We start from the raw sequence: 26,983 nt of genomic DNA on the forward strand, positions 1-26,983 counted from the left end.
CCGGCCGACCCGTTGGACAGCCCTCCTACACTGGGAGCATGTCCGTCTTCCTCGGTAGTCCCCAGGTCCTTCCCACGCGCGGGGTGCCCACGCAGGGTCCGCTGACGGACCGCTTCGGGCGCACCGCCACGGACCTGCGGATCTCCCTCACCGACAAGTGCAACCTGCGCTGCACGTACTGCATGCCCGCCGAGGGGATGCAGTGGCTGCCGCGGGAGTCGTTGCTCAGCGCCTCGGAGGTGGTGCGTCTCGCGGCCATCGCCGTGCGCGAGTTCGGGGTCCGCGAGATCCGCCTCACCGGTGGTGAGCCCCTCATCCGCCCGGACCTCGAGGAGCTCGTGGGCGCGCTGCACGAACGCCTGCCGGGACTGCCCATCTCCATGACCAGCAACGGCATCGGGCTGGCCGCTCGCGCGCAGGGCCTCGTGGACGCCGGGATGACCCGCGTGAACGTCTCCCTCGACACCCTGTGCGCGGAGACCTACCGGACTCTGGCGCGCCGGGGAAAGCTCACCGAGGCCCTGGCCGGTGTGGCCGGGGCGCAGCAGGCGGGGATGAGCCCCGTGAAGCTCAACGCCGTGCTGATGCGCGGCATCAACGACCACGAGGCACCCGAGCTGCTGCGCTGGGCGCTCGAGAACTCGTGCGACCTGCGGTTCATCGAGCAGATGCCCCTGGACGCGGACCACGGGTGGACGCGCACGGACATGGTGACCGCCGCCGAGATCCGGGAGCGTCTCGCCACGCAGTTCGACCTCTCCGAGGACACCGCGCCCCGCGCCGGCGCCCCGGCGGAGAAGTACCTCGTGCGGGCGCTCGGGGGCGGGCCCGTGCTGGGGACGGTGGGGATCATCGCCTCGGTCACCGAGCCGTTCTGCGAGGACTGCACCCGCACGCGCATCACCGCCGAGGGCCACGTGCGCTCGTGCCTGTTCTCCCACCACGAGACCGACCTCATGCACCTGCTGCGCGAGGGCGCGTCCGACGACGCCGTGGCCCAGCGCTGGCGCGAGGCCATGTGGGTCAAGCCGCGCGCCCACGGCATGGACCACACCGGTCTGGACTCCGGGGACTACGTGCAGCCGGACCGCAGCATGAGCGCGATCGGGGGCTGAGCCGTGCTGGTCCGCTACTTCGCCGCCGCCGCAGCCGCCGCCGGGGTTCCCGAGGAGCACGTGGCCTCGCACACCGCCGTCACCCGGGACGAGCTGCAGCAGCTGCTCGTGTCCCTGCACCCCGTCCCGCCCGCCGGGGAGCCCGCGCTCGCGCAGGTGCTGCCGCGCTGCTCGTGGCTCGTGGACTCGGTGGCCGCCCGCGATCCCCAGGCCCCGGTCTCCCCCGGTGCCACCGTGGACGTGCTGCCACCCTTCGCGGGGGGATGAGAACGGGCCCGCCGACAGTCCCCCGAGAAGAGAGCCCCCGATGACACCTCCGCCGAATCCCCCGTGGGCGCAGGAGCTCCACACCCTGCACCACGCCTCCCGGGAGGCCGCCACGGCCCACGCGCACCGCACGGGGGCGGCCCTTGCCACGTCCCGTGGTGAGGCGGTCTGCCGGGACCTTCCGCTCGACCAGGCCCCGGGGCGGGTCCTCGCCCGCGACGTCCAGGCCGTGTGCGCCGTGCCGCACTACGCCTCCAGCGCGATGGACGGCTACGCCGTGAACGGCGAGGGCCCCTGGCGCCTGGTCGGGGACCGCGCCGCCCATGAGACGGAGGGGTCCGCACCCCTGCCGAGCGCCGCGTCCGCCGGGGCGCTGGAGCCGGGGACCGCCGTCGTCGTCGTCACCGGGGGCGTGATCCCCGAGGGCGCCACCACCGTGGTGCGCGAGGAGTACGCGCGGAGTGACGGGGAGCTCGTGGCGCTCGCCGACGACGCCCCGCGCTCCGAGCTCGCGGGCCGTCATGTGCGCCCGGCCGGAACGGAGTGCGCGGAGGGCGAGACGATCCTCACCGCGGGCACCGTGCTCTCCCCCGCGCACGCCGCCTTCGCCGCGGTGGCCGGGCTGGACGCTCTGCCCCTGCGCGGCGCTCCGCGCGTGGCCCTGCTGCTCACCGGCTCCGAGGTCCTGAGTCACGGCGTTCCCGGCCCGGGCCGCGTGCGGGACGCCTTCAGCATGTCCCTGCCGCACGTGGTGCGCGGCCTGGGCGGGGAGGTGGGGGAGATCCGTCGCGCGCCCGACGACGCCGCGGCCCTCGAGACGGCCCTGCGGGAGCTGGGCGCCGAGCACGACCTCGTGGTCACCACGGGCGGCACCTCGCGATCGCGGGCCGATCTGGTCCGGCCGCTCCTCGAACGGCGCACGCGGCTGCTCGTGGACCAGCTCGACATGCAGCCCGGTCACCCGACCCTGCTCGCGGCCGCGGAGCGCGCGGCGGTGCTCGCGCTGCCCGGTAATCCCCTGGGGGCGGTCGTAGCGATGACGGCGCTCGGCGGCGCGTTCACGGCCGGTTTCCTCGGCCGCGCACCCGCGGCGGGCGTGCCGGTCACCGCCGGGGCGGACATCACCGGCGGCCGCGCGGAGCGGCTCGTGCCCGCGCGTGCGGAGGACGGCGGCTGGCTGCCGTGCCGGTCCGTGGGCTCCAACATGCTGCGCGGCCTCAGCGCCGCTGACGGGCTGCTGTGCGTGCCGCGCGGCGGACTGTCTGCGGGTGGCACGACGACGGCGCTGCCGCTGCCCTGGTGAGTGCCGCGCCCGAGGCGGTGCCTGGGCAGGCACGGCCTCGACGACTGCCACCCGGTGAGTGCTGGCCGGGCCGGGGCTGCTCGGATGGGGGCTACTCGGGCGGGGACTGCTCCGGTGGGTGCCGTCTCGGCGAGTGCTGACCGGTGGGTGCGACCTGGGCCGCACTGCCCTGACGAGGCACGGCCCGGTGAGGCTGTGGCGTCGTGACCCTCAGCGCGCCGGTCAGACGATGCTGAAGTCCTGCTCCCAGATGGCCGACTGGCCGGCGTCGCGGAAGCCGAGACGGGCGTTGACCCAGTTCATGCGGTCGTTGCCGCTGTGGGTCCACGAGTAGACCGTGCTGACCTCCGGGGCCACCACCGCCAGCTGCTCGAGGTTCGCGAGCTTGAGACGCATGCCCAGCCGGTGGCCGCGGTGCTCGCGCACCACCAGCGTCTCGTCCTGCAGGGCGAGGGCGGGCTGGTGCTGGGCCAGGATCAGCTCGGTCATGCCCACGAGCTCACCCGTGCGCACGTCCTCCACGACCGCCATGAGGGAGCGGTCGCCGTCCTCCTGGCGCAGCTGCTCGGTGCGGCGCACCCGCTGCCCGTCCCACGGATCGGGATCGGTCACCAGGGGGCGCACGAACGAGTCGGTGGGGATCTTCGCGTGCAGCCGGGCAAGCGGCTCCAGCAGCTTCTCCGGGGCCTCCCCCACCCACGTGTGCATGCGGTAGTGGTCCGCGAAGGGGGTGTCCGCCAGGGAGTCGTGCAGCCGGTCCAGCCGGTCCCCAGCCAGTGGGACGGGCAGCAGGGCGAAGCTGCTCACGGTGCGCAGCTCGTAGCCGGCGTGCTGGGCGAAGCGGGTCTGGCGGTGGCTCGCCGGCAGCCGGCCGGAACCGTCCGCGGCCTCAAGCCACTGCACGGGCCCGGCGGTCTCCACACCGCCGTCCGTGGTGCCGTCCACGCTGCCGTCCCCTGGGCCCTGGGGATCCCGCGCCTCGGAGGCAGGGTGCTCCGTCACGAGGCGCAGGAAACGGCGGGATTCACCGTGCGCCAGCTGCTCGGCAGCACCGAGCAGGCCCCGGCCGATGCCCTCCGAGGTCTCCTCAGGGTCCACGTGGACCACGATCTGGGCCATGTCCGTGTCCTCGAGCAGCGGCATGCGCACCTCTGCACGGCCCACCAGGCGGTCGCCCAGGTACGCGCACAGGATGTTGACCCGCTCGTAGGGATCCTTGAGGTCGCGGAAGATGTCCTGCGCGTCGTTGCTCAGCTGGCTGGTCCCCCAGACGTGCTCTCGGCACGACTGCACCAGGGAGGCGAGGCCGCCGAGGGTGTGCCTGGCGTCGTCGTCGAAGGCATCGGGGATGCGCAGCAGCTCGATGCGTACGGGTGACGGGTGCGTCACAGTGCTCTCCTTCACTGCCGTTCTCGAGCCCGAACGGCACCGCGGCAACGGATCTGCACGGACTCCGGCCTCAAGTACATCACGATTGCCTGGGCATCCCCGGGTGCCGGGCGGGATCGCCAGGGGGCGCCCAGGTGCCCGGGACGACGCTCGGTGCGACGCCCGGGCATGGAAACAGGGCCCGGCCTGGGACGGCACGGGCCCTGCTGCCACGATCGGAAGGAGCGGGCACCGGGATGGGCGCCCGCTCCCCACCGGGTCACGCCTGGGGGATCACCTCGGTGGCGTTCGGGTCCACGGGCACGCCCGGACCGAACGTGGTGGCCACGGTGGCCTTGGTGATGTAGCGGCCCTTGGAGGCGGAGGGCTTCAGACGAAGCACCTCCTCCAGGGCGGCCGCGTAGTTCTCGGCGAGCTTTTGCGCGTCGAACGACGCCTTGCCGATGATGAAGTGCAGGTTCGAGTGCTTGTCGACGCGGAAGTCGATCTTGCCGCCCTTGATGTCGTTGACTGCCTTCGTGACGTCCATGGTCACGGTGCCCGTCTTCGGGTTCGGCATCAGATTGCGGGGCCCCAGGATCTTGCCCAGGCGACCAACCTTGCCCATCATGTCCGGGGTGGCCACGGCGGCGTCGAAGTCCGTCCAGCCGCCCTGGATCTTGGCGATGAGGTCGTCGGAGCCCACGAAGTCCGCACCGGCCGCCTCGGCCGCAGCGGCCTTGTCGCCCGTGGCGAAGACGACCACGCGGGCAGTCTTGCCAGTGCCGTTGGGCAGGTTCACCGTGCCGCGGACCATCTGGTCCGCCTTGCGGGGATCCACGCCCAGGCGCATGGCCACCTCGACGGTGGGGTCCGACTTGCTGCCTTCGGCCAGTTCCTTGGCCAGGGCGACCGCCTCGGCGGGGGCGTAGAACTTGCCCGCCTCGATCTTCTCGGCAGCTGCCCGGTATGCCTTGCTGCGCTTTGCCATCTGCTTCTTCTCCTTGTGCAGTTGTGGTCTGCGGACCGCGCTCGGCCCTGCCACGAATGTCTACGTGCTGGTGAGTCCGGAAGGGACTCAGTTGACCTCGATGCCCATGGAACGGGCGGTGCCGGCGATGATCTTCGCCGCGGCGTCGATGTCGTTGGCGTTGAGGTCTTCCTTCTTGGTCTCGGCGATCTCACGGACCTGGTCCATGGTGATCTTGCCGACCTTCGTGGTGTGCGGGACACCGGAGCCCTTGGGCACGCCGGCAGCCTTCTTGATCAGCTGGGCGGCCGGAGGGGTCTTGGTGACGAAGGTGAAGGAGCGGTCCTCGTAGACCGTGATCTCCACGGGCACGATGTTGCCGCGCTGGGATTCCGTGGCCGCGTTGTAGGCCTTGCAGAACTCCATGATGTTGACGCCGTGCTGGCCGAGCGCGGGACCCACGGGAGGAGCCGGGTTGGCGGCACCCGCCTGGATCTGCAGCTTGATGAGGCCTGCGACCTTCTTCTTCTTGGGAGCCATGTGATGGTCCTCTTTCTGGCTGTGCGTACCGCCGCACAGGAGCGTACGACGGCGGGTGGTCGCCGTGGCGCGGCGACCGGACGGAAGTGCCCCGGACCAAAGCGCATCCGGGGAGATCCGAAGTCTGTGGCGACTAGATCTTGGTGACCTGGTCGAAGCCGAGGGTCACGGGGGTCTCGCGCTCGAAGATGGAGACCAGCACCACGAGCTGCTGGGATTCCACCTTGATCTCGGAGATCGTGGCGGGCAGCGTCTCGAACGGGCCCTCCTTCACGATCACCGACTCGCCGACCTCGAAGTCCACCGTGATCTGCGGGGCGGCGCCGCCCTGGGCACCGGACGCGGAGCCGGCGGTCTCGCCGACGCCCTTGGCCTTCTCGTGGGTCTCGAACGTGGGCGCGAGCATGTCGAAGACCTCGTCCAGACGCAGCGGCGCCGGGTTGTACGCGTCCTGGCCCACGAAGCCGGTGACACCCGGGGTGTGGCGGACCGCGCCCCAGGAGGCGTCCGTGAGGTTCATGCGCACGAGCACGTAGCCGGGGATCCGCACGCGGCGCACGGTCTTGCGCTGCGAGTTCTTGATCTCCACGACCTCCTCCATGGGCACCTCGATCTGGAAGATGTCCTCTTCCATGTTGAGGGACTGGATGCGGGTCTCGAGGTTCGTCTTCACGCGGTTCTCGTAGCCGGCGTAGGTGTGGATGACGAACCAGTCGCCCTCCTGGCGGCGCAGCTTGGCCTTGAACTCGGCCACCGGGTCCACGTCGTCCTCGACGGTCTCCTCGGTGACCTCCACCGTCTCGGTGGGAACGGCCACGGGCTCCACGGCGCCCTCGGCGACGTCGAGGTCCGCCTCCTGGACGGACTGCTCGGCAGTGGGCTCCGGGGCCGTGGTGTCCTCGGCCTCCGGGGTGGCGTCCTGGACGTCGTCCGTTCCGGCGGTCTCCGCCGCGCTCACGCTCTCCGTCGACTCGTTCTGCACACCGTCACCCATGAGGGAGCCGGACTGTGCGGGCTGAGTGGCGTCGTTCTCGAGCTCGTGATCGCTCACTGGGGATTCCTGCTTTCTGTGGACGTCTGTGAAGTGCTGGAGGGGGTCACTGGGCCTGGGTGCCGTCACCGAAGAGCCAGATGGCCACCTGACCGAAGCCGAGGTCCAGCAGGGAGATCAGCACCATCATGAATGCCACGAAGACCAGGACCACCAGGACGTAGTTGACCAGTTCACGCCGGGTGGGCGTGACGACCTTCTTGAGCTCTCCCACGACCTGCCGGAAGAACAACCAGATCCTGCCGAGGAATCCGCGCCTGCGGTCCGCATCGGTGGGCTGGCCGGGGGTCTGCCCCGTGGCGGTGTGCGACATCGGCTCTCCCCTGCGTGAAGCAGCTGCTCGGCGGTGGTGTGTGTGCCGTGGATAGGTCGTGAAGCAGGGCAGACAGGACTCGAACCTGCAACCTGCGGTTTTGGAGACCGCTGCGCTACCAATTGCGCCACTGCCCTTCAGTGCCCGCACCGCGAGTGCCTCGCTGCTCGGAACACGGTGCCTGAGCCTATCACCGGGGCGTTCGCCCGAGCGACGGTCCCGCGCGGAAATGACCGCACGGGTGGCGGCACCAACCAGTCATGCTACGCGCACGCCCCGTTCCGTGCAAAGCCGGAGGTGGGCGACCTAGAGTGGAGGCAGCGTCCGGGTCCGGCACCGCGGCCCGACATCCAGCCAGCCAGGAGAGTTGATCACCATGTCACCATCGCAGCAGCGGATCTCGCGCCGGATCGGGGCGATCGCCGAGTCCGCGACCCTCGCCGTGGACGCCAAGGCCAAGGCGCTGAAGGCGCAGGGACGGCCGGTGATCGGCTTCGGCGCCGGCGAGCCGGACTTCTCCACTCCGGACTACATCGTGGACGCGGCGGCCCAGGCGCTGCGGGACCCCGCGAACTTCCGCTACTCCCCCGCTGCCGGTCAGCCGAAGCTGCGCGCGGCGATCGCGCGCGCCACCGCCCGGGACAGCGGCTGGGAGGTCGAGGATTCGCAGGTGCTGGTGACCAACGGCGGCAAGCAGGCGGTCTACCAGGCGTTCCAGACCGTCGTCGACGACGGCGACGACGTCCTGCTGCCCGCCCCCTACTGGACCACCTACCCGGAGGCGATCCGACTGGCCGGCGGCAGCCCCGTGGAGGTCTTCGCGGGTGCTGAGAACGACTACAAGGTCACGCCCGAGCAGCTTGAGCAGGCGTGGACGCCGCGCACCAAGGCCCTGCTGTTCTGCTCCCCGTCCAACCCCACCGGCTCCGTGCACACCGCGGAGGAGACCCGGGCGATCGGCGAGTGGGCCGCCGCCAAGGGCATCTTCGTGATCAGCGACGAGATCTACCAGCACCTGACCTACGACGGCGTGGAGTTCGTCTCCATGGCCCAGGCCGTGCCCGAGCTGCACGAGAACCTGATCCTGCTCAACGGCGTGGCCAAGACCTATGCGATGACCGGGTGGCGCGTGGGCTGGCTCGTGGGGCCCAAGGACGTGGTGAGGGCCGCGACCAACCTGCAGTCCCACCTGTCCTCCAACGTCAACAACGTGGCGCAGGCCGCCGCCCTGGCCGCCCTGGAGGGGCCCATGGACCAGGTGGAGGCCATGCGCGAGGCCTTCGACCGGCGTCGTCGCACCATCGTGGACGGGCTCAACGCCATCGACGGCGTGAACTGCCCCGTGCCCACCGGCGCGTTCTACGCGTACCCGGACGTCACCGCGCTGCTGGGGCGCGAGTTCGACGGCGTCACCCCGCAGACCTCCGCCGAGCTCGCGGAGCTGATCCTCGAGAAGGCGGAGGTGGCCGTGGTCCCCGGCGAGGCCTTCGGACCGTCCGGCTACCTGCGCCTGTCCTACGCCCTGGGCGACGACGACCTCGCCGAGGGACTCGCCCGACTGCAGAACTTCCTGGGAGGGAACAACTGAGATGAGCACCACCGACACCCTGAAGAACCTCGACGCCGCGCTGCCCTCGCCGGTGGCCGTGCCGAGCTCCGTTCTCGTGGCCGCCGGGCTGATCGGCGGCTACGGCGTGGCCCGCCTGACCAAGGTCCGCTCGCTGGGCGGCGTGGCGCTGCTCGCGTGCGGCGTGGCCGCGGGGCGCACGTGGCTGGCCTCCGCCGGACCGGCGACCACCGCGGGGCTCTCCACCCTGTACATCGCGGGCTTCGGGCTCTCCCACCCGCTCGCCAAGAAGATGGGCGCGTGGCCGTCCGTCCTGGCCGTCACCGCCGTGAACGCGGGGGCCTCCTGGGCACTGGTGGACCGGCACAACTTCGCCGACGCCGCCTGAGCGGCTCCCCTGCGCGACAAGGCCGTGGGCCCCACCGGACGGTGGGGCCCACGGCCTTGTTCATGCCACATCGGGCCGAGCCCGAACGCGGAGGCCGCTCAGCCGCGCGCGGCGGCCCCCGTGCGGCGTCGTGCCAGGGCGGCGAGCAGCAGGTGCACCGCGAGGAACCCCAGCAGGGAGATCCCGAGCAGCGGCAGGAACACGCCGACGGCCACGGTCACGAGGACCAGGACCGGCCACAGCCACGCGGGTGCCGCCCGCAGTGCACCGCGCGGAGGCAGCGGACCGAGCTGCGCCGCCGCGGAACGGGTGGGACGGCGGCGCCACCACATCGCGTAGCCGCTCACCACCAGCACGACAATCGCCGCGGCGAGCGCGAGCAGCACGAGCTGGTTGGGCAGCCCGAACAGCAGCCCCATGTGCGCGGCCACGGCCCACTGCGCGAGCTTTGCCGGCAGGCTCCACTCGGAGAACCGCACGCGGTCGGTGACCTGCAGGCGGTGGGGGTCCACGGCCACGCTGTCCACGTGGGTGGGCCAGGAGCGCTCGTTCTCGGAGACCGTCCACGCCGCGCCGTCCGAGGCGGCCGGCTTGATCTCCACGGTCTGCGCCTCCAGCCCCTCCTGCCGCGCCGTCGCGAGCACAGCGTCGAAGGAACCGGGTGCCGCGGCCGGCATGTGGTGGCCGTGGTGGTGCTCGGCGTGCTCGTCCACGGGGGCCGCGCCGGAACCGCCGGACCCGCCGCCCAGGTCCGTGGCGACCTTCGGGGTGGTCCAGCTCAGGACCGTGCGCAGCTGGGACACGTTCTCCCCCGCGTACGCGGACCACGTGAGCCCAGAGGCGGAGAGGAACAGGAACCCCACGGCGAGCCACACGCCGGTGGCCGTGTGCCACGAACGGGTCCGCCGGTAGTCGTTGGCCTCCCCCGGGCGGGGAACGAGGCTCACGCGGGCGCGCCGGCCCCGGGCCACCCGGCGCCGGTGCAGCACCACGAGCACCAGGCCGCTCAGCGCGAGGACCCACAGCCAGGTGGCCGCCAGCTCGCTGTAGAGCCGACCGGGCTCGCCGAGCAGCAGTTCCCGGTGCAGCCGGTCGATGGTGGTGCGCAACGGCAGGGCGCCGCTGGTGCCGTACACGGTCATGTCACCCGTGACGCGGCCCGTGCCGGGGTCCACGAACACGGCGCGGGACTCCCCGGCCTCCAGCGCAGGGTCCGCGAACATCACGCGCGTGGTCCCGCCGTCGGATGCGGGGCGGACGTTCACCGGTGACTCGCTCGTGCCCGCGGCACGCTGGGCCGTCTCGACCTGCCGGTCCAGGGTGAGCGGCTGGGAGGAGACGGTGCCGGTGAGCGCGTCCGCGTAGACCGCTCTCTCCAGCTGCGGGGTGAACACGTACAGGGCGCCGGTGACCGCGGCGACCACCAGGAAGGGACCCACGAGGATCCCGGCGTAGAAGTGCAGGCGGCGCAGCAGCGGCAGCAGCCAGGCGGTGGTGGGGTGCGGACGAGCCCGCTCGGACGCTCGCGCGTCCAGGGTTGTGGACATGGTGAAGTACCTCTCGACGAAGATGGACCGGTGCCACCCCGGGGACGGTGCGTCCGGGGTGCCATCGGAAATGGACCGCTCAGATCGAGAGGGCGGGCGGTCCTCGTCGGGAGATGACGCGCACCGGTGACCAGGTGCGCGGGGGCAGGAGGTGGGCCTGGGGAACGGGGCGCAGCGGGCGCCACGGCACGAGCACCGCACTCAGCAGCTCCACCGCGGTGAAGATCACGTGCACGGCGGCCGTCACGAGGCGCCACCAGCCGTCCTCGGCGTGGCGCAGGAGCACGAACGTCACGGCGGCGGCCGCCACGTGGGCCCAGAGCATGTGAGCGGTGAGCGCGGCGCCCAGGGTCTCGAGCAGGGTGGGGTCGAGCAGCGAGGGGTCCAGGGCCGCGGTCCCGGCGCCCGACGGCGCGGCGGCGGCCCCCGTGGTCGCGGCCCCCGTGGTCGCCGCACCCGCCCCGTGGAGGTGGTGCGCGTGGGCACCGAGTCCCACCCCGCCGTCGTCGACCGCGGCGGAAGCGTGTCCCCCGGCCGCGAAGACCAGGTGGAACGGGACCTGGCTCGCCAGCACCGCGAGCGCCGTGCGCACCGCACCGAGCCGCCGCCCCGCCAGCAGCACGCACACCACCCCGGCGAGGCAGAGCACGAGCGCCAGCAGCACGGGCTGCAGGGGCGCCGGGTCCATCGCGTGGTGGGACGCCGCGGCGCACAGCGTGCAGACGCCAGCGGCCGCCCAGCCACGGATCAACCGGGCGGGGCGGCTCACGGGGGCGTCGGAGAGCACGGGGAACGGCCGGGGTCAGGCGCGGGGCTGGTGCTCAGTCGTCCACGGCGTCACGGCCGCGGCGCACGATCAGCGGGTCCGGCGGGTAGACCACCGAGGTGTCCTTGTCCTCGTAGTCGAACTGGTTGAGGAAGAAGCGCATGGCGTTGAGCCGCGCCCGCTTCTTGTCGTTGGACTTGATGGTGATCCACGGGGCGTGGTCCGTGTCCGTGCGGCGGAAGGTCTCCTCCTTGGCCACGGTGTAGTCCTCCCAGCGGTCCAGGGAGGCGAGGTCCATGGGCGAGAGCTTCCAGCGGCGCACCGGGTCGATCTGGCGGATCGCGAAGCGGGTGCGCTGCTCGTGCTGGGTCACCGAGAACCAGAACTTGGTGAGGTGGATGCCCGAGTCCACGAGCATCTTCTCGAACACGGGCGCCTGCAGCATGAAGCTCTCGTACTGCTCGTCCGTGCAGAAGCCCATCACGCGCTCCACGTTGCCGCGGTTGTACCAGGAGCGGTCGAAGAGCACGATCTCCCCGTTGGTGGGCAGGTGCTGGATGTAGCGCTGGAAGTACCACTGGCCCTGCTCGCGGTCCGAGGGCTTGTTCAGCGCCACCACGCGGGCCGCGCGGGGGTTCAGGTGCTCGGTGAAGCGCTTGATGGTCCCGCCCTTGCCCGCGGCGTCGCGGCCCTCGAAGACGATCACGTGCTTGAGGTCGTTGTCCTGGCCCCAGTACTGGAACTTCAGCAGCTCGATCTGCAGCTGGTACTTCTCGAGCTCGTAGTCCTCCCGGGACATCCGCTCGTCGTAGGGGTACCCCTCGCGCCAGGTCTCCACGGCGCTTCCACCCGGATCGATCAGGTCCGGGTCCGGCGACTGCCCGTCCCGCACCGTGTAGCCCTGGTCCACGAGCTTGTCGATGAACTCGCGCAGGTTCTCCCGCGCCGGTTCTTGCTGGGCGGTCATGGCGTCCTCCTGGTGACCTGGCGGAGCGAACGTCTCGTTCACTGTTCTCGGTCCCGATCTTAGTTCCCCGCCTCCCCCGACGGCGCACGGGCGCCACCCTGCGAGTGTCCCGCCCCGCGACGTCGTTCCCGCACCCGCGGACACCCCGTGGCACCGCGCCGTCGGGCCCGTGGCTCACTAGAATGGAGGAGCCAGGCACCACCCGGAACCACACAGGAGCACTGAGGTAGACATGCGAATCGGGCTTATGACCAGCGGCGGGGACTGCCCCGGACTCAACGCGGTGATCCGCGGCGCGGTGCTGCACGGCATCAAGTCCTACGACCACGACTTCGTCGGCTTCCGGGACGGCTGGCGCGGCGTGGTGGAGGGCGACATCATGGAGCTGCCCCGCCAGAGCGTCCGCGGTCTCGCGCGCCAGGGCGGCACGATCCTCGGCACCTCGCGCACCAACCCGTTCGACGGCCCCAACGGCGGCCCCGAGAACATCGCGAAGGTGCTGGAGCGCCACCACATCGACGCCGTGGTGGCCATCGGCGGCGAGGGCACCCTGGCCGGGGCCAAGCGCCTCGCGGACGCCGGTCTGCCGGTCGTGGGGGTTCCCAAGACCATCGACAACGACCTCCAGGCCACGGACTACACCTTTGGCTTCGACACCGCCGTCTCGATCGCCACGGACGCCATGGACCGGCTGCGCACCACCGGCGAGTCCCACCACCGCTGCATGGTCGCCGAGGTCATGGGCCGCCACGTGGGCTGGATCGCCCTGCACTCCGGCATGGCCGCCGGCGCCCACGCGATCCTGATCCCGGAGTTCCGCGTGCACATGGAGCAGGTGGCCGAGTGGGTCCGCGAGGTCCACGACCGCGGCCGCTCGCCCCTGGTGGTCGTCGCGGAGGGCTTCGTCCCGGACGACCGGAAGGAGGCCATCGCGGGCAAGGGCACCGAGGCGTCCGGCCGCCCACGGCTCGGCGGCATCGGCGAGTTCGTCACAAAGGAGATCGAGCACATCACGGGCATCGAGACCCGCAACACGATTCTCGGCCACATCCAGCGCGGCGGCGCCCCCACGGGCTTCGACCGGGTCCTCGCCACGCGCCTGGGCATCGGCGCGGTGACCATGGCCACCGAGAAGCAGTGGGGCAAGATGTGCGCCCTGCGCGGCACGGACCTCGTGCGCGTGGAATTCTCCGAGGCCCTCGACGGCCTCAAGGTGGTCCCGCAGGACCGCTACGACGAGGCCAAGGTGCTCTTCGGCCGCTGATTCCGACGACGTCTCACGGGCCGGTCCTCCACGGAGGGCCGGCCCTGCTCGTGTCCGGAGCCCGGGGACACGCAGCCCGCCATTCGGTTTGTCACCGCCCCGCCGGGGTCCATGACGGTGTGCTCAGATGCGCATTCCGCCGCCGCGCGGGCCCCGCATGAGTCCCTGCGCGCGTCCGACCACGGAGCCGGCGTCCGGGGGCACGATCACGGTCTGGGACGCGGCCCACTCCTCGCGGGCCGCCCCGGCAGCGGTGGGCTCCTGGGTGGCGGCCGCACCGGAAAGGTCCGCGGGTTCCGCCTCGCTGCCCTCCGCGCCGTCTGTGGCGGGTGCGACCACGTCGCGCACGGTGAGCACCGCAGCCGGGTCCACCGACCGCTTGAGCACGGCCAGGGCAATGGGCCCGGCCTCGTGGTGCAGCTGCGCCGCTGTCACGCGGCCTACGACCTTGCCGCCCGTCTCCACAGTGGCACCGGCCTCCGGCAGGGTGTGCTGGGAGCCGTCAAGGTCCAGCAGCGTGAGCCGGCGGGGCGGGTGGCCCAGGTTGTGCACGCGGGCCACTGTCTCCTGACCCTTGTAGCAGCCCTTGGACAGGTGCACCGCGGTACGCATCCAGTCGAGCTCGTGGGGGATGCTCTTCTCGTCCGTCTCAGCTCCCCACCGGGGGCGCCACGCCTCGATTCGCAGGGCCTCGGCGGCCCACGATCCGGCGAGGTCGATGCCAGCCTCCCCCAGCGCCGCGACGACCCGCTGCAGCGCGGACATCGGCACCAGGTGCTCGTACCAGGAGCGGTCCTCACCGGGGTGCGCCTCGGTGTCCGCGTACGGGTGGCCGCCGGGGGCCACGCCCGGCCACGGGTCGTGCCACACGAGAACAGCGGGGGCGGCGCCGTCGACGTCGCCCAGGGCCGTGGCGAGCTGCTCGCCGAGATCGCGCGTGGCGGCGAGCACCGCCCAGTCCGCGCTGACGTCCGTGACCGTCACCCGCAGGGCAAAGCGCATGGAGTCCAGCCAGCCGGCCAGTCCCGGGGCCTCGTCCGCCTCCGCGATCAGCCAGGTGGTCTCTCCGTCGTCGAGCACGTGCGGAGCGAACTCCACGCGGCCCTGCACACTGAGGAAGAGAGTCTCGGTGCTCTGCCCGGGCTGCAACCCGGTGAGCACCTGGGAGGAGAGGGTCGTGAGCCAGCTCAACCGGTCCGGCCCGCTCACGGTCACGACGCCGCGCTGGGACTCGTCCACGACCGCCCGGCCGCTCGCGAGGGCCCGCTGCTCCCGCACGGGATCGCCGTAGTGGGCCGCGACCCCCGCATCCAGGCCACCCGCGCCCACGGCTCCGTGGTGCTGCAGGAGTGCGGAGGTGTACGAGGGTGCTGCGTCAGTCACTGTTCTGGATCGACCTGTTCGAGTTTGGTGAGTTCGGCGGACGCGTGCGTGGCCAGTTCGTGCCCCTGGGCGGCCATGTCCCACGCCCACATGAGGTGGTTGTTGACGAGGCCGTAGAGACGGGTGCCGGAGAGGTACTCCTTGGCACCCTGCGCGCGGATCACGGCGTCCGTGGTCAGCTCCACGCGGGGGCCCTTGATCTGGCCGAGGTAGAGCTCGGAGATGCCGCCGGGCTGGGAGATGGTCACGGAGATGTCGAAGCCGCCGTCCGCGTTGCGTAGCTTCTCGACGTCCTCCGCGGAGGTGATGACCGGCACGGGGTCCGGGGGCAGCATGCCGGGGCCGATGTCACCGTCCTCGCGCGGGCGCGCCAGTTCCCAGAAGCCCTGCTCGTAGGTGGCCTCGCGCTGCGGCTCGCCCTCTTCGTCGAGGAGCGTGGTGCGCGCGCGGTAGACCAGGAACGGCAGACCGGTCTGCTCGAACGTGACCCGCTGACGGAAGGCGCGCTGCTCGGCGTCCCCGTAGCCCATGAAGCCGTTGCCCTCCCACGTGCCCAGGAGCCACGCGAAGGGAACGAGTTCGGGTGTCAGATCAGACGGGATCTCGATCGGCACGGCTTACATCTGCCCCTTGAACAGGCTGAAGATGACCTTGAGCGAGATGCCGAGGATGGCCAGACCCGCGAGACCGAGGAGGACGAGGTAGAAGATTTCGAGACCAAGCATGGGCTCACGCTACCACGGCGGCGAGCACCTGACCGGTGAAGACGGCGACCATTCCGAGCAGCGCCACGGGTGTCACGCCCAGGGTGATCATGCCCCTGCGCGGCAGGTTCTCCGGGGCCGCGGAGATCACGCGCGCGCCCGCCACCACGAGGATCAGTGTGAGCGGCGCCCCCACCCCGGCCACGGTGAGCCAGCCGGTCAGCCCCCGCTCGTGGGCAACCCCCGCGAAGGCTATCCAGCCCGAGGACGCCACGGCCGCCAGCACACCCGTCACGGAGGCCAAGGCGGACTCCAGCCGGTACTTGGCACCCTCGCCGCGCACGAGCTCCGCGACGCACGCGGCCATGAAGGACACGCCGATGATCGCGGGAAGCCAGACAAGACGCTGGGAGGGGTAGAGCTGCACGAGCAGGCACGCGAGGGTCCCGGCGGCGGCGATCAGCACGTTGTGGCGGCGTCGCGCCTGGATCCCGGCCGCCGCGGGCCAGCCGAAGCCAATCGTCACAGCCATGCCCACGGACACCACCAGTGGGGCCCACGACCCGAGCACCGCGGCGCCCAGCGCGAGGACGAGCGCCACCACGGCGGCGACAATGATGCGCGCGTACGTCATGTGCGGGGGTCCTTCGGGCCGGGGCGGGTTGCTGTGCTGCACCTCAGCCTAACGGCCTCGCCTCCAGCACCGGGCCAGGCGCCCCGCCCGGACCAACCCGGGTAATCAGGCGGTCGCTGGGGTGGTGGCCGTGGGCAGACCCGGTTCCACGGACCGCACCTCGGCCCGGACGCGGGCCCGCCGGTGCAAGCCACCGGCGACCGGGTGGCACGTGCTACCGCTCCTATACTGGAGCGGTCCTCGGCTGGCCCCGCGCGGGACCGGCCACCCCCGTCCGAGCGGATCCCACCGTGTCCCACATCGCCCTGCTCAGCCCCGCAGCCGACGCCGCGGCGACCGCGCTGCCTGCGCTGGAGCTGCTCTCGCACCGGGTGGACGTCCACCCCCTCGAGGCCACGGGCAGCCTCACCGGCCCGCGCCGCCCGGACGTCGTGGTCCTGGACGGCACGCACAACCTCGTGGCCGCGCGCAACGCGGCCCAGGCGCTGTCCGCCCGCGAGCGCACGCTGCCCGTGCTGCTCGCCGTGACCGAGGGCGGGATGGCGGCCGTGGCGGCGTCGTGGTGCGTGGACGACGTCGTGCTGAGCACCGCCGGTCCCGCCGAGGTCGAGGCGCGGCTGCGGCTCGTGAGCGCCGGGGGCGGGGCGGGCGCCGCCACCCATGACGACAGCGTGATCCGCGCCGGCTCCGTGCTGATCGACGAGGACACTTACACCGTGAAGGTGGGCGGGCGCCCCCTGAACCTCACGTTCAAGGAGTTCGAGCTGCTGAAGTTCCTCGCGCAGAACATGGGCCGGGTCTTCACCCGCCACCAGCTGCTCTCGGAGGTCTGGGGCTACGACTACTACGGGGGCACCCGCACCGTGGACGTCCACGTCCGTCGGCTGCGAGCCAAACTGGGCTCCGACCACGAGCACCTGATCACCACGGTGCGTAACGTGGGCTACAGCTTCGCCGGGGGCCGGGAACAGACCCCCTGACCACGCGAGCCCGCCACAACGAGGAGACAACCATGACCGTGACAGTAACCCCGTACGAGAACGTCCCCGATCCGGAGGACCTCGTTGCCCTCGCCCAGCGGGCCGAGAGCGTGGACGGCGAGCCGCCGTTCTCGGACCAGACTCTCGTGGACCTCCGTTCCGGGCGCGCCGGCGTGAGCTGCGTGACCGCCACGGACGGTGGCACCCTGGTGGGTGCGGCCGTTGTGGTCCCCCAGCCGGACGCCGCCTCCACGTTCACCGTGGAGCTCGTGGTGGACCCCGAGCACCGCAACCGCGGGGTGGCCACGGCCATCGGCGGTCAGCTGCGCGCCATGGTGGACGGCACCGTGGAGGCGTGGGCGCACGGCAACCAGCCCGCCGCCCAGCGCCTCGCGGAGCTCTACAGCCTCAGCCCGGTGCGCGACCTCTACCGCTACAAGCGCGCCGTCGCCGGGGCACAGGACGTTCCCCTGGACGTGACGCTGCCCGACGGCGTGCAGATCCGTCCGTTCGAGGTGGGCAGGGACGAGCAGGCCTGGCTGCGCGTGAACTCGGAGGCCTTCGCCCAGCACCCGGAGCAGGGCCGGCTGACCCTGGGGGACCTGCAGGAGCGGGAGAACGCCCCGTGGTTCGACGCCGCGGGCTTCCTGCTGGCCGTGCGCGCCGAGGACCCGGACACCGTGCTGGGCTTCCACTGGACCAAGGTCCACCCGGCCTCGGGGGACGGTGCCGCGATGGGAGAGGTCTACGCCGTGGGCGTGGCCCCGGAGCAGCAGGGCTCGGGCATGGGCCGCGCGCTCACCGCCGCGGGCATCAACCACCTGGCGGAGCAAGGCTTGGACGAGGTCATGCTGTACGTGGACGCTGAGAACACCTCGGCGGTGGCGCTCTACGAGTCCCTGGGCTTCGAGCGCTGGCACGTGGACGTCATGTACCGCGGCTGAGCGCGGATAGCATCATTACCGAAATCCCCGCCCGCGGCTCGCGGGCGGGGGTGTTGGGTCTCGGACGACGGAGAACGGAACATGGCAAAGAACTCCCCCCCGGGCAAGTACGACATCCTCGCGGCGGGGTGCCTGTGCTGGCGGGTCGTGGACGACGAGCTGCAGGTGCTCGTCATCCACCGCCCCCGCTACGACGACTGGTCCTGGCCCAAGGGCAAGCAGGACGACGGCGAGACCCTCCCCGAGACGGCGGTGCGGGAGCTGCACGAGGAGACCGGGCTGCGGATCTGCCTGGGCGTGCATCTCGCGGACTCCGTCTACAAGGTGCGCCGCAACCTCAAGCTCGTGCGCTACTGGGCCGCGGAGGTCGCCCCCGGCGTCAAGGCCGCGCCGGAGGACGACGAGGTGGACCGCATGGAGTGGGTCACCGCGCAGCGCGCCCGGAAGTGGCTGACGAACAAGGACGACGTCGCTCCCCTGGACGAGCTGGTCCGGCTGCACTCGAGCGGGTCCCTGGCCACCCGCCCGGTGATCGTGATCCGCCATGCCAAGGCCAAGCCGCGCTCCTCGTGGCAGCGCGCCGAGGGGGACCGGCCGCTCGCGGCCACCGGCAAGCGCCAGGCCCTGGCCGTGACCCGGTTGCTCGCGTCGTGGCAGCCCCAGCGCGTGGTCACCTCACCGTGGCTTCGCTGCATGTCCACCGTGGTGCCCTACGCCAAGAAGCACGGCGTGAAGGTCAAGGAGCGGGCCCAGCTCACGGAGGCCACCCACAAGCGGCATCCCAAGCGTGCCGCGATGGTCACCGAGCAGCTCTTCGAGACGGACCGTCCCGTGGTGCTGTGCACCCACCGCCCCGTGCTGCCCACCGTGCTGAGGGTGCTCGGCAGGCACATGCCACCCGCCCTCGCGGAGCAGCTCCCGGACGCGGACCCGTACCTCAGCCCCGGGCAGATGATCGTGCTGCACATGCCCCGCGGCGCGCAGCGCTCCCCCGCCGTGGCCTTCGAGGTCATCTCTCCGTTCGACGACTGACCCGGCCACCGCGGCGTCGTCGTCCTGAAAGGAAACCCATGCCCACCATTCCCACCCCGTACGAGGACCTCCTGCGGGACGTGCTCGAGAACGGGACCCGCAAGACGGACCGCACGGGCACCGGCACGCTGTCCGTTTTCGGGCGCCAGATCCGCTACGACCTCTCCGAGTCCTTCCCTCTGCTGACCACCAAACGGGTGCACTTCAAGTCCGTGGCGCTGGAGCTGCTGTGGTTCCTCTCCGGCTCGTCGAACGTGCGGTGGCTGCAGGAGCGCGGCGTGAGCATCTGGGACGAGTGGGCGGACGAGGACGGTGAGCTCGGCCCCGTCTACGGGGTGCAGTGGCGCAGTTGGCCGGCCGGGCACGGCGAGAGCATCGACCAGATCGCGCGCGTGGTGGAGTCCATCCGCACCACCCCGGACTCCCGCCGCCACCTGGTCACCGCCTGGAACCCGGCGGAGGTGGAGAAGATGGCGCTGCCCCCGTGCCACGCCCTGTTCCAGTTCTACGTGCAGCCCCGCGAAGAGGGCCCGGACGCCCTGAGCTGCCAGCTCTACCAGCGCTCGGCGGACCTGTTTCTGGGCGTGCCGTTCAACATCGCCTCCTACGCGCTGCTCACGGTTATGGTGGCCCAGCAGTGCGACCTGGTGCCCGGCGAGTTCGTGTGGACCGGCGGCGACTGCCACATCTACACCAACCACGTGGAGCAGGTGGCCACTCAGCTCTCCCGTGAGCCCTACCCGTACCCGCGGCTGCGGCTCGCCCGGCGGCCGGAGTCCATCTTCGACTACCGTTACGAGGACTTCGAGGTGCTCGACTACCAGCACCACCCCGGCATCAAGGCACCGGTGGCGGTGTGAGCGCGCACGACACGTCACGGTCGCCCCTGATCGGGGGGATCTGGGCGCAGACGCCGGGCGGGGTGATCGGCGTGGACGGTGGGATCCCGTGGCACCTCCCGGAGGACCTCAAGTTCTTCGCGCGAACCACGATCGGCCACCCCGTGGTCATGGGCCGTCGCACGTGGGAGTCCTTCCCGGAGCGCTTCCGGCCGCTGCCCGGGCGCCCCAACATCGTGGTCACGTCCCGCCCGGAGTCCGTCCCCGCGGACGGCGAGCATGTCTGGGCAGTGGACTCCTACGCCACCGCGCTGCGCCTGGCGGTGTCCCTCACAGAGGATCCCCTGGCAGGGCACGACGGCGCCCGCTCCCCCGGCGGGGGCCGGGTCGCGAAGTCCACGAGCGGCGTCGTCGGCCCCCGCGGCGGTGATGGAGCAGACGCACCCGAACCCGCCCGGGAGATCTGGGTGATCGGGGGGCCGGGCGTGTGGCGCGAGGCCGCCGCGCACCCGGAGCTGCCTCTGACCCGCGTGCTCGTGACCACAGTGGACATGGACGTCCCCGGGGACACCCACGCCCCCGGGCTCGACGACGCGTGGCACCGCACGCAGGTCGAGGGGTGGACTCGGGCCGGCAACGGCACCCGGTTCCGGATCGACGAGTACAACCGCGAGCCCATGGGATAGCGTGATCTTCCACACACCCGAACGATCGGAGGCCCCACCGTGACGAGCGAGAATACCCCGCAGGTCAACCCGAGCCCGCAGCTGCGGATCGTCCCCAACCACGACGCCTCCCGCTACGAGCTGTGGGACGGGGAGCAGTACATCGGCTTCCTGGGCGTGGAGCTGCTGGAGGACGGCACCGTGGACCTGCAGCACACCATCATCTCCGAGCAGTTCGGCCGCCAGGGCTACGCGCGCACGCTCGTGACCCGGGTGCTGGACGACTACCGCGAGCGCGGGGTGAAAGTCCGGGCCACGTGCAGCTACGTCCAGGACTACATGGACCGCTTCCCCGGCTACCGGGACCTGCTGGTCACCAGCCCCGGCCCGGGGGCCCGGGGCTGAGCCGGCGCCGCCGGTAGAGTGGTGGGCATGACTTCACAACCCACCACTGTAGGTATCATCGGGTGGCGCGGCATGGTGGGCTCCGTGCTCATGGACCGGCTGCGCACCGAGAACGACTTCGCGGGCCTGGACCCCGTGTTCTTCTCCACGTCCAACGCCGGGGGCGCCGCGCCCACGGTCGAGGGCGCCGGGGACGCCGGGATTCTGAAGGACGCGTACGACCTCGACGAGCTGGAGAAGCTCCCCGTGGTGGTCACCACGCAGGGCGGAGACTACACCAAGGCCGTACACGGCGACCTGCGCGCCCGCGGCTGGGACGGCATCTGGATCGACGCAGCCTCCACCCTGCGCATGAACGACGACGCCGTGATCGTGCTGGACCCCGTGAACCGGGACGTCATCGACTCTGCCCTGGAGCGCGGTGTGAAGGACTTCGTGGGCGGCAACTGCACGGTCTCGTGCATGCTCATGGGCCTGGGCGGGCTGTTCCGCAACGACCTGGTGGAGTGGGCCACGTCCATGACCTACCAGGCGGCCTCCGGCGGCGGTGCCCGGCACATGCGCGAGGTGATCCAGCAGTTCGGGGACATCCACGGTTCCGTGGCGGACGAGCTGGCAGACCCGGCCTCCGCGATCCTTGAGATCGACCGCGCGGTGCTCGCCAAGCAGCGCAGCGGCGAGCTGGACGCCACCCAGTTCGGGGTGCCGCTCTCCGGGTCGTTGATCCCGTGGATCGACGCCGACCTCGGCAACGGCCAGTCCCGCGAGGAGTGGAAGGCTCAGGCGGAGACCAACAAGATCCTGGGTCGCGGTGCAGACAGCACCATTCCGGTGGACGGGCTGTGCGTGCGGATCGCCGCCATGCGCTCCCACTCGCAGGCACTCACCATCAAGCTGCGGGACGAGGTTCCCGTGGCGGAGATCGAAGGCCTGCTCGACGCGGACAACGAGTGGGCCACCGTGGTGCCCAACACCAAGGAGGACTCCATGCGAGACCTCACCCCCGTGGCAGCCTCCGGCTCTCTGCAGATCCCCGTGGGCCGCATCCGCACCATGAGCATGGGCCCACAGTACGTCTCCGCATTCACCGTGGGCGACCAGCTGCTGTGGGGTGCTGCGGAGCCCGTGCGCCGCATGCTGAAGATCGCGACCGGAACGCTCTGACCCGCCCCGCGCCCGCGACGAGGGCGCTGTGGGCACCTCGGAGTTCCGAGCGGCGCCAGCACCGGGGCCGGGGGCGTCGACGAGCGCCACGGCGTCGAGACGGCGTCGTCAGGCGAGGAGCTAGGAGGCTTCTGGGGTCTCGGCACGCAGGTGCCGGGGCCCCTGCTTCTGTGTGCGGGGCCTGTCACGGGCCCGGCGGTAGCGCCGCTCCGCGACCAGGTTGGTCCACCACCGCCACACGCGCAGGGCCGCGCGCTTGATGCGCAGGTTGAGGCGGTGCGCCCACTCGAACTCGGTGCCCCAGATCCCGATCCCCAGGAAGATGGACAACCATCCCGGGCCGGGGGTCACGAGCATCACGATCCCGGCGAGCACGAACACCGTGCCGAGCACGATCACCGTGGCCTTGTGGAGCACCCGCAGAGCGGGGTGCCGGTCCGAGGCCACGCGCATCCGCAGCACGAACTGGTGGACGAGACCGCCCTGCTCGCCGCGTTCGATCTCCTCGTGCAGCCCGGAGCTCACGGCCGGCCCACCGGCGTCACAGGGACAGCCCGAGCAGCACGGGCTCAGGCACCAGGGTGATCCCGAAGACCTCGGCCACCCCGCGCTGCACGGTGCGGGCCACGGCGGCGACCTCCTCCCCCGTGGCGGAGCCCCGGTTGGTCACCGCGAGCGTGTGCTTCGTGGACAGCGAGGCCCGGCCCCCCGCCACGGCAGCGCCGTCCAGGTCCAGCAGCTCGTTGCGGGTTCCCGGCAGGCCGAAGCCCTTGCCGAAGCCCGCGTGGTCGATCAGCCATGCCGCCGAGAACTTCACCGCACCGGGCACCTCGTGGCCCCGGGCGTCCAGCACGGGGTAGCGCGGGGCGTCCGCGGGGATCCGGTCGGTCAGTTCTTCCTGCGCCACCACGGGGTTCGTGAAGAACGACCCGGTGCTGAAGGTGTCCCGGTCCTCGGGGTCCAGGACCATGCCCTTGCTCGCGCGCAGCCGCAGGACGGTCTCGCGCACAAGCTCCAGCGGTGCGCACTGCCCCGCCTCCACACCGAGGGCGGTCGCTAGCTGCGCGTAGCGCACAGGCAACGACTCGTCCTGCCGCCGCAGCCGGAACGTCACGGACAGCACCACGTAGCGGGGGGACCCCGCGTTCATGCTGCGCTTGAGCGCCGAGTCGCGGTAGGAGAACTCGAGCTCCTCGAAGCCGAAGGTGCGCTCGCGCCGCTCCTCGCGGTCCCACGTGCGCACTCTCTCGATGGTCTGGGAGACCTCTGCGCCGTACGCGCCCACGTTCTGCACGGGGGTTGCGCCCGCGGTGCCGGGGATCCCCGCGAGGGTCTCCAGTCCGGCGAGCCCCTGCGCCACGGTCTCGCGCACGACGTCGTCCCACGGGTGCCCCGCGGCAACCTCCACGAGCACCTGGCTGTCAGCTTCGTCGACGACGACGACGCCGCGCGAGGCCACGTGCACGACCATCCCCTCGAAGGGCTGCTCGCAGGCCAGGATGTTGGACCCGCCGCCCACGAGAAGCACGTGTTGCGCGGCGTCGTCGGCGGCCGCAACCGCGGACAGCAGCTCCTCCTCGGAGCCCGCCTCCACGAGTGCTGCGGCGGGTCCGCCCACGGCGGTGGTCGTGAGGTCGGACAGGCGCAGAGCATTCATGAAAGCAACTCTATCCGGGGAACCTCACGACCGCCTGGGCCTTCACGAGGACCTTGAGTGGCTTCGCGGTGGCGGGGTCCGCGTCCGGCTCCGAGAGGTCCGGTGCGGTGACGGTGAGGTCCACGCGGGCGGTGCGGGCCTCGGCGTCGACGGCCCCCACCACGCCGCTCACGGTGAGTGCCGTGCTCGGGGTGACGGTGGTGTCGAACGCGTTGGGGACCACCACGGGCTTGGTGAAGCGGGTCTGGTAGTCCACTACGGCCCCGGCGTCACCCGCCCACTCGGTGACGAGACCCACCGCGGCACCCATGGTGAACATGCCGTGGGCGATCACGTTGGGCAGACCCACGGAGCGCGCGAACTCCTCGTTCCAGTGGATGGGGTTCCGGTCCCCGGACGCCCCGGCGTAGGCCACGAGGTCCGCGCGGGACACCCTCACGGTGCGCTCCCCCACGGACTGGCCCTTCTCGACGCTCTCGAACTCCACGTTCACTGCTCCTCACCCCGCACCAGCAGGGACGACACGGTGGTGGCAACCTTCTCACCGGCCACGGTGGTGACCTCCACGCGGGAGGTGACCATGGCCCCGCCGCCCAGCGGGCGCACGGCGTCCACGGTCACGGCGGCGGTCAGCTCGTCCCCCGCGACGATCGGGCGGTGGTGCGTGAAGCGCTGATCCGCGTGCACCACGCGGGAGAAGTCGATCCCGGCCTCGGGGTCGTTGACCAGGGCGGCGTCCGCCTTCTGGGAGACGACGATCGCGAACGTGGGCGGCGCCACGAGGTCCGCGTACCCGGCGGCCTGTGCCGCGGCGACGTCGTGGTGGGCGGGGTCCGTGGCCTTCACGGCCGCGGCGAACTCACGGATCTTCTCGCGACCCACCTGGTACGGGGCGATGGACGGGTAGGTCCTGCCCACCACGTCTGCGGATACGGCCATCTTCTCCTCGATTCCTCACGGGGTTTCCGGGGCCCAGCCTATCCGGTGGGCTGGACGGGTCTCGGGTCCCGGTCTCGGGTCGCGACGGCGCCCGGGGACGTTCGCGATCCGGGAGCGTCCGCGCCCCGGGGCACCCCGCAGCATCGGCAGCCCCGGGCGCTCCGCAACCCAAGAGCCCGGCAACCCAGAGTGCTCGCAGCCCAGGGGCTCCCGTCCCGGGACGTCCGGTGCTCAGGCGGCGCGGCCGGTCCCCTCCACGGGGTGCGCGGTGTAGAGCTGCCCGCTCCAGCCCACGTTGCGGCGGGAAGCCACCTCGTACCCGCTCGCGGCCAGCAGCTCGCGGAACCGCTCGTCGGTGCGCGCCCCGCTGCCGGTGAGGGCGAAGTCGACGACGCCGTGCGCCACGTCGTGCTCCTCCGCGCCCACGGGATCGAGCATCTCGTCCATCACGTACAGCCCCGCCGCGGGCCGCAGGGCCTCCAGCAGCCGCTGCGCGCGCTCGTCCGTGCGGCGGGTGAGCTCCATGGCCAGGACCACCGCGTCGAAGGGCTCGCCCGGCGCGCCGGGTGCGCCGTCGGCGTCGCCGCCCGCGGACCGCGGGTTGTCGCCGTGCCGTCCGTGGTCGCCGTGGGCATCGGGTGTCCCGTCGCTCGGCAGGGGCGCGTGGTCGATCCGGGGGTGGGCCGCGTGCCGACGGCGCAGCACCTCCAGCTCGGCGGGCTCTGCGAGCACCGTGACGTGCAGCCCGGGCTGCTCCCGCACGAAGAGCTCCGCGAGCCCGCCCGCCGCGGGACCGGCCACGGCCAGCGTGCGGCACTGCGCGAGGGGCAGCATGCCCGCCAGGGTGGGGCCGTAGTAGTCGGCGAACTCCTCCGCCTCCTCCTGCTGCCCCGCCACGAGGTCCGGGCGGGACGCCAGGTCCGCGCGGGTCCGCGCCCGGGCCGAGCGGGCGCCGTCGCCCCCGCGGACGGCCGCGAGCAGCGAGAGACCGGCCGTGATCTCCTCCCAGGCCTCCGCGCCGTCCAGGTCCAGGTCCTCGCCCAGGTGCTCGTCGAGCAGCTCCCGTCCGAGCTCCCGCAGGCCGTACGCCGCAGGGGTGCCGTGCGCCTCCAGGACGTCGTGGACCACGAGGTACGGCAGCAGCCGCTCCAGCCCCTCCATGGGGACCTCCAGGGCGTCAGCCAGGTCCGTGGCGGTACGCGGTCCGTCGGCGAGGGCGTCCGGGATCCCGAGGGTCACGGCGGTGCGGATCGCGAAGGCGGGGAGCACTCTGGTGAGGGCTTCCAGGCGCTCGTGCAGCGCGTGGCCGGCCTCGGACTGCGGAATCTCCGGATCCGCCGCGGAGACCGCCGTGGGCTGGCGCTTCCAGTACCCCGTGACCTCCATCTGCTCGCGGCCCAGACCCTTCTCGTTGCGCAGCCAGCGGCGGATGGGGGTGAGCGTGGTCGCCTCGCCCGCCACCCACGCGAACGGGGTGCCGGGCCACCACTCGGTGCTCGTGAGCGCGTCCTGGAGCACCGTGGTGGTGCCGGGCTCGGCCCCGTGGCGCGAGAGCCACGTCAGCTCCACGCCCTCGGGCACCGTGAGCTCCTGGCGGTGGCTCGGACTGGCCACCTCGATGAACACCTTGCCGCGCTCCCCCGCGGGCCACTCCTCGAGCCAGCGCGCAATGGCCGGCAGGGCCGTCTCGTCCCCGGCCACGAGCGTCCAGTCGGCCCCCACGGGGTGCGAGCCGGAGGACTTGGGCCCGGCCACCGGGATCCGCTCCCCCGGAACGACCCGCCGCGCCCACGTGGTCGCCATGCCCACGCCGTGCACCACGAAGTCCACGTCCAGCTCGCCGGCCTCCGGATCCCAGCGGCGGACCGTGTACGTGCGGGGCACCAGGCGCTCGTCCCGCGGCCAGATGACCGTGCCGTCCGCCTGCTCGGGGATCAGCGGCTCGGTGAGCGAGGGGTGCGTGAGGAAGATCTTGAACTCGTCGTCGAAGCCGTCCGAGCGGAACGCGTTGACGGGCATGCCGTTGGGGGCGGTGTGCGCCCGCAACCCCTCCCCGCCCAGGGTGACCCTGCGCATCCCGGGCGTCACGTCCCGGACCCGCAGCACCTCCAGCTCGCGCACGGTGATGGGGTAGATCTCGGTCCGCCTCATGCTCTGGGCCATGCCCACTCCTCTCGGCCGGGGCTCACGGGCGCCCGGCGACGTCGTCGT

At 71.9% G+C, this 26,983-nt stretch carries 29 protein-coding genes and 1 tRNA gene; 13 read left to right on the forward strand and 17 right to left on the reverse strand.

All coding sequences use genetic code 11. The annotated features are described in order from the left end of the window. The first annotated feature begins 38 nt into the window (after positions 1-38). From moaA to ABD264_RS04995, 3 genes are read left to right on the forward strand one after another with little or no spacing between them, the layout of a single operon-like run. Positions 39-1,115 (forward strand): GTP 3',8-cyclase MoaA, encoded by a 1,077-nt coding sequence (gene moaA, locus ABD264_RS04985; protein WP_055085299.1) that lies wholly within the window; start codon positions 39-41, stop codon positions 1,113-1,115. A gap of 3 nt (positions 1,116-1,118) precedes the next feature. After that, positions 1,119-1,382, forward strand: a complete 264-nt coding sequence (locus ABD264_RS04990) for a MoaD/ThiS family protein (RefSeq protein ID WP_094394960.1) — start codon at positions 1,119-1,121, stop codon at positions 1,380-1,382. A 40-nt stretch (positions 1,383-1,422) separates the two neighbouring features. Further along, a complete protein-coding gene (locus ABD264_RS04995; RefSeq protein WP_145009890.1) occupies positions 1,423-2,685 on the forward strand; it encodes a molybdopterin molybdotransferase MoeA in 1,263 nt (420 codons plus the stop codon). Between the two features lie 222 nt (positions 2,686-2,907). Here the strand turns inward: ABD264_RS04995 and ABD264_RS05000 are convergent, their stop codons facing one another. From ABD264_RS05000 to ABD264_RS05025, 6 genes are all read right to left on the reverse strand, one after another. After that, positions 2,908-4,074, reverse strand: a complete 1,167-nt coding sequence (locus tag ABD264_RS05000; RefSeq protein WP_145009893.1) for a GNAT family N-acetyltransferase — start codon at positions 4,072-4,074, stop codon at positions 2,908-2,910. Between the two features lie 259 nt (positions 4,075-4,333). Next, the gene (gene rplA, locus ABD264_RS05005; protein ID WP_144941735.1) at positions 4,334-5,044 is read right to left on the reverse strand and encodes a 50S ribosomal protein L1; all 711 of its coding nucleotides are present in this window, start codon (positions 5,042-5,044) and stop codon (positions 4,334-4,336) included. A gap of 87 nt (positions 5,045-5,131) precedes the next feature. Then, the gene (gene rplK, locus ABD264_RS05010; RefSeq protein ID WP_055086197.1) at positions 5,132-5,563 is read right to left on the reverse strand and encodes a 50S ribosomal protein L11; all 432 of its coding nucleotides are present in this window, start codon (positions 5,561-5,563) and stop codon (positions 5,132-5,134) included. 133 nt (positions 5,564-5,696) lie between these two features. After that, complete coding sequence (nusG, locus tag ABD264_RS05015; protein WP_344204744.1) at positions 5,697-6,614, reverse strand: transcription termination/antitermination protein NusG; 918 nt, start codon at positions 6,612-6,614, stop codon at positions 5,697-5,699. 46 nt (positions 6,615-6,660) lie between these two features. After that, positions 6,661-6,927, reverse strand: coding sequence for a preprotein translocase subunit SecE (secE, locus tag ABD264_RS05020; RefSeq protein WP_344204746.1), 267 nt, complete (start codon positions 6,925-6,927; stop codon positions 6,661-6,663). A 64-nt stretch (positions 6,928-6,991) separates the two neighbouring features. Continuing rightward, positions 6,992-7,064, reverse strand: a tRNA-Trp gene (locus ABD264_RS05025). Between the two features lie 239 nt (positions 7,065-7,303). On the opposite strand from ABD264_RS05025, the gene ABD264_RS05030 reads away from it, so the two are divergent. Both ABD264_RS05030 and ABD264_RS05035 read left to right on the forward strand, forming a co-directional pair. Next, positions 7,304-8,515 (forward strand): pyridoxal phosphate-dependent aminotransferase, encoded by a 1,212-nt coding sequence (locus tag ABD264_RS05030; RefSeq protein WP_344204748.1) that lies wholly within the window; start codon positions 7,304-7,306, stop codon positions 8,513-8,515. A 1-nt stretch (position 8,516) separates the two neighbouring features. Next, positions 8,517-8,882 (forward strand): hypothetical protein, encoded by a 366-nt coding sequence (locus ABD264_RS05035; RefSeq protein ID WP_055086191.1) that lies wholly within the window; start codon positions 8,517-8,519, stop codon positions 8,880-8,882. A 98-nt stretch (positions 8,883-8,980) separates the two neighbouring features. Here ABD264_RS05035 and ABD264_RS05040 read toward each other — a convergent pair whose 3' ends face one another. The 3 genes from ABD264_RS05040 to ppk2 form a co-directional block, all read right to left on the reverse strand. Further along, a complete protein-coding gene (locus ABD264_RS05040) occupies positions 8,981-10,429 on the reverse strand; it encodes a PepSY-associated TM helix domain-containing protein (protein WP_344204750.1) in 1,449 nt (482 codons plus the stop codon). A 79-nt stretch (positions 10,430-10,508) separates the two neighbouring features. Then, positions 10,509-11,198 carry a hypothetical protein gene (locus tag ABD264_RS05045; RefSeq protein WP_344204752.1) on the reverse strand — a complete coding sequence of 230 codons (690 nt, stop codon included), beginning with the start codon at positions 11,196-11,198 and terminating at the stop codon, positions 10,509-10,511. A gap of 52 nt (positions 11,199-11,250) precedes the next feature. Beyond that, positions 11,251-12,162 (reverse strand): polyphosphate kinase 2, encoded by a 912-nt coding sequence (ppk2, locus tag ABD264_RS05050; protein ID WP_172644385.1) that lies wholly within the window; start codon positions 12,160-12,162, stop codon positions 11,251-11,253. Positions 12,163-12,394: 232 nt separating this feature from the next. On the opposite strand from ppk2, the gene ABD264_RS05055 reads away from it, so the two are divergent. After that, positions 12,395-13,426, forward strand: a complete 1,032-nt coding sequence (locus ABD264_RS05055) for a 6-phosphofructokinase (protein ID WP_290499386.1) — start codon at positions 12,395-12,397, stop codon at positions 13,424-13,426. 123 nt (positions 13,427-13,549) lie between these two features. Here ABD264_RS05055 and ygfZ read toward each other — a convergent pair whose 3' ends face one another. From ygfZ to ABD264_RS05070, 3 genes are all read right to left on the reverse strand, one after another. Further along, positions 13,550-14,809, reverse strand: coding sequence for a CAF17-like 4Fe-4S cluster assembly/insertion protein YgfZ (gene ygfZ, locus ABD264_RS05060; RefSeq protein ID WP_344204756.1), 1,260 nt, complete (start codon positions 14,807-14,809; stop codon positions 13,550-13,552). Further along, on the reverse strand, positions 14,806-15,423 hold the full coding sequence (locus ABD264_RS05065) for a nitrobindin family protein (RefSeq protein ID WP_055085600.1): 618 nt from the start codon (positions 15,421-15,423) through the stop codon (positions 14,806-14,808). Before ABD264_RS05065 ends, ygfZ begins: the two co-directional genes overlap by 4 nt. 115 nt (positions 15,424-15,538) lie before the next feature. Beyond that, positions 15,539-16,147, reverse strand: a complete 609-nt coding sequence (locus tag ABD264_RS05070; protein WP_094394968.1) for a hypothetical protein — start codon at positions 16,145-16,147, stop codon at positions 15,539-15,541. Positions 16,148-16,437: 290 nt separating this feature from the next. Between ABD264_RS05070 and ABD264_RS05075 the strand changes: the two genes are divergently transcribed. The 7 genes from ABD264_RS05075 to asd all read left to right on the forward strand — a co-directional run bounded on the left by ABD264_RS05075 (position 16,438) and on the right by asd (position 22,176). Beyond that, the gene (locus ABD264_RS05075; RefSeq protein ID WP_055085596.1) at positions 16,438-17,127 is read left to right on the forward strand and encodes a response regulator transcription factor; all 690 of its coding nucleotides are present in this window, start codon (positions 16,438-16,440) and stop codon (positions 17,125-17,127) included. Positions 17,128-17,159: 32 nt separating this feature from the next. Further along, a complete protein-coding gene (gene mshD / locus ABD264_RS05080; RefSeq protein WP_344204761.1) occupies positions 17,160-18,071 on the forward strand; it encodes a mycothiol synthase in 912 nt (303 codons plus the stop codon). An 81-nt stretch (positions 18,072-18,152) separates the two neighbouring features. Further along, complete coding sequence (locus ABD264_RS05085; RefSeq protein ID WP_144941725.1) at positions 18,153-19,103, forward strand: NUDIX hydrolase; 951 nt, start codon at positions 18,153-18,155, stop codon at positions 19,101-19,103. Between the two features lie 38 nt (positions 19,104-19,141). Beyond that, a complete protein-coding gene (locus ABD264_RS05090; RefSeq protein WP_055085589.1) occupies positions 19,142-19,963 on the forward strand; it encodes a thymidylate synthase in 822 nt (273 codons plus the stop codon). After that, on the forward strand, positions 19,960-20,628 hold the full coding sequence (locus ABD264_RS05095) for a dihydrofolate reductase (RefSeq protein ID WP_344204764.1): 669 nt from the start codon (positions 19,960-19,962) through the stop codon (positions 20,626-20,628). The genes ABD264_RS05090 and ABD264_RS05095 overlap by 4 nt, the downstream gene beginning before the upstream one ends. 39 nt (positions 20,629-20,667) lie before the next feature. Next, a complete protein-coding gene (locus tag ABD264_RS05100; protein WP_344204765.1) occupies positions 20,668-21,012 on the forward strand; it encodes a GNAT family N-acetyltransferase in 345 nt (114 codons plus the stop codon). A gap of 27 nt (positions 21,013-21,039) precedes the next feature. Next, positions 21,040-22,176 (forward strand): aspartate-semialdehyde dehydrogenase, encoded by a 1,137-nt coding sequence (gene asd / locus ABD264_RS05105; RefSeq protein WP_144941721.1) that lies wholly within the window; start codon positions 21,040-21,042, stop codon positions 22,174-22,176. 120 nt (positions 22,177-22,296) lie between these two features. Here the strand turns inward: asd and ABD264_RS05110 are convergent, their stop codons facing one another. The 5 genes from ABD264_RS05110 to ABD264_RS05130 form a co-directional block, all read right to left on the reverse strand. Beyond that, on the reverse strand, positions 22,297-22,701 hold the full coding sequence (locus tag ABD264_RS05110) for a PGPGW domain-containing protein (protein ID WP_144941719.1): 405 nt from the start codon (positions 22,699-22,701) through the stop codon (positions 22,297-22,299). Between the two features lie 16 nt (positions 22,702-22,717). Further along, positions 22,718-23,833, reverse strand: coding sequence for a UDP-N-acetylmuramate dehydrogenase (locus ABD264_RS05115; protein WP_295109538.1), 1,116 nt, complete (start codon positions 23,831-23,833; stop codon positions 22,718-22,720). 10 nt (positions 23,834-23,843) lie between these two features. Beyond that, a complete protein-coding gene (locus ABD264_RS05120) occupies positions 23,844-24,326 on the reverse strand; it encodes a MaoC/PaaZ C-terminal domain-containing protein (RefSeq protein WP_145009901.1) in 483 nt (160 codons plus the stop codon). Then, on the reverse strand, positions 24,323-24,772 hold the full coding sequence (locus tag ABD264_RS05125; RefSeq protein ID WP_055085581.1) for an FAS1-like dehydratase domain-containing protein: 450 nt from the start codon (positions 24,770-24,772) through the stop codon (positions 24,323-24,325). The genes ABD264_RS05120 and ABD264_RS05125 overlap by 4 nt, the downstream gene beginning before the upstream one ends. A gap of 231 nt (positions 24,773-25,003) precedes the next feature. Next, positions 25,004-26,935: an SIP domain-containing protein gene (locus ABD264_RS05130; RefSeq protein WP_344204769.1), complete on the reverse strand. Its 1,932-nt coding sequence runs from the start codon at positions 26,933-26,935 to the stop codon at positions 25,004-25,006. Between the last annotated feature and the right edge of the window lie 48 nt (positions 26,936-26,983).

The organism is Kocuria salsicia (assembly GCF_039532055.1).
GTDB classification, from domain to species: Bacteria; Actinomycetota; Actinomycetes; order Actinomycetales; family Micrococcaceae; genus Kocuria; species Kocuria salsicia.

What these genes read in the sequence shown, in the direction of transcription:
- rplK (WP_055086197.1), bottom strand. Translation starts at nt 5,563, where the DNA reads ATGGCTCCCAAGAAGAAGAAGGTCGCAGGCCTCATCAAGCTGCAGATC.
- mshD (WP_344204761.1), top strand. Translation starts at nt 17,160, where the DNA reads ATGACCGTGACAGTAACCCCGTACGAGAACGTCCCCGATCCGGAGGAC.
- ppk2 (WP_172644385.1), bottom strand. Translation starts at nt 12,162, where the DNA reads ATGACCGCCCAGCAAGAACCGGCGCGGGAGAACCTGCGCGAGTTCATC.
- rplA (WP_144941735.1), bottom strand. Translation starts at nt 5,044, where the DNA reads ATGGCAAAGCGCAGCAAGGCATACCGGGCAGCTGCCGAGAAGATCGAG.
- ABD264_RS05040 (WP_344204750.1), bottom strand. Translation starts at nt 10,429, where the DNA reads ATGTCCACAACCCTGGACGCGCGAGCGTCCGAGCGGGCTCGTCCGCAC.
- ABD264_RS05130 (WP_344204769.1), bottom strand. Translation starts at nt 26,935, where the DNA reads ATGGCCCAGAGCATGAGGCGGACCGAGATCTACCCCATCACCGTGCGC.
- ABD264_RS04995 (WP_145009890.1), top strand. Translation starts at nt 1,423, where the DNA reads ATGACACCTCCGCCGAATCCCCCGTGGGCGCAGGAGCTCCACACCCTG.
- ABD264_RS05055 (WP_290499386.1), top strand. Translation starts at nt 12,395, where the DNA reads ATGCGAATCGGGCTTATGACCAGCGGCGGGGACTGCCCCGGACTCAAC.
- secE (WP_344204746.1), bottom strand. Translation starts at nt 6,927, where the DNA reads ATGTCGCACACCGCCACGGGGCAGACCCCCGGCCAGCCCACCGATGCG.
- moaA (WP_055085299.1), top strand. Translation starts at nt 39, where the DNA reads ATGTCCGTCTTCCTCGGTAGTCCCCAGGTCCTTCCCACGCGCGGGGTG.
- ABD264_RS05035 (WP_055086191.1), top strand. Translation starts at nt 8,517, where the DNA reads ATGAGCACCACCGACACCCTGAAGAACCTCGACGCCGCGCTGCCCTCG.
- ABD264_RS05125 (WP_055085581.1), bottom strand. Translation starts at nt 24,772, where the DNA reads ATGGCCGTATCCGCAGACGTGGTGGGCAGGACCTACCCGTCCATCGCC.
- ABD264_RS05070 (WP_094394968.1), bottom strand. Translation starts at nt 16,147, where the DNA reads ATGACGTACGCGCGCATCATTGTCGCCGCCGTGGTGGCGCTCGTCCTC.
- ABD264_RS05115 (WP_295109538.1), bottom strand. Translation starts at nt 23,833, where the DNA reads ATGAATGCTCTGCGCCTGTCCGACCTCACGACCACCGCCGTGGGCGGA.
- asd (WP_144941721.1), top strand. Translation starts at nt 21,040, where the DNA reads ATGACTTCACAACCCACCACTGTAGGTATCATCGGGTGGCGCGGCATG.
- ABD264_RS05030 (WP_344204748.1), top strand. Translation starts at nt 7,304, where the DNA reads ATGTCACCATCGCAGCAGCGGATCTCGCGCCGGATCGGGGCGATCGCC.
- ABD264_RS05085 (WP_144941725.1), top strand. Translation starts at nt 18,153, where the DNA reads ATGGCAAAGAACTCCCCCCCGGGCAAGTACGACATCCTCGCGGCGGGG.
- ABD264_RS05090 (WP_055085589.1), top strand. Translation starts at nt 19,142, where the DNA reads ATGCCCACCATTCCCACCCCGTACGAGGACCTCCTGCGGGACGTGCTC.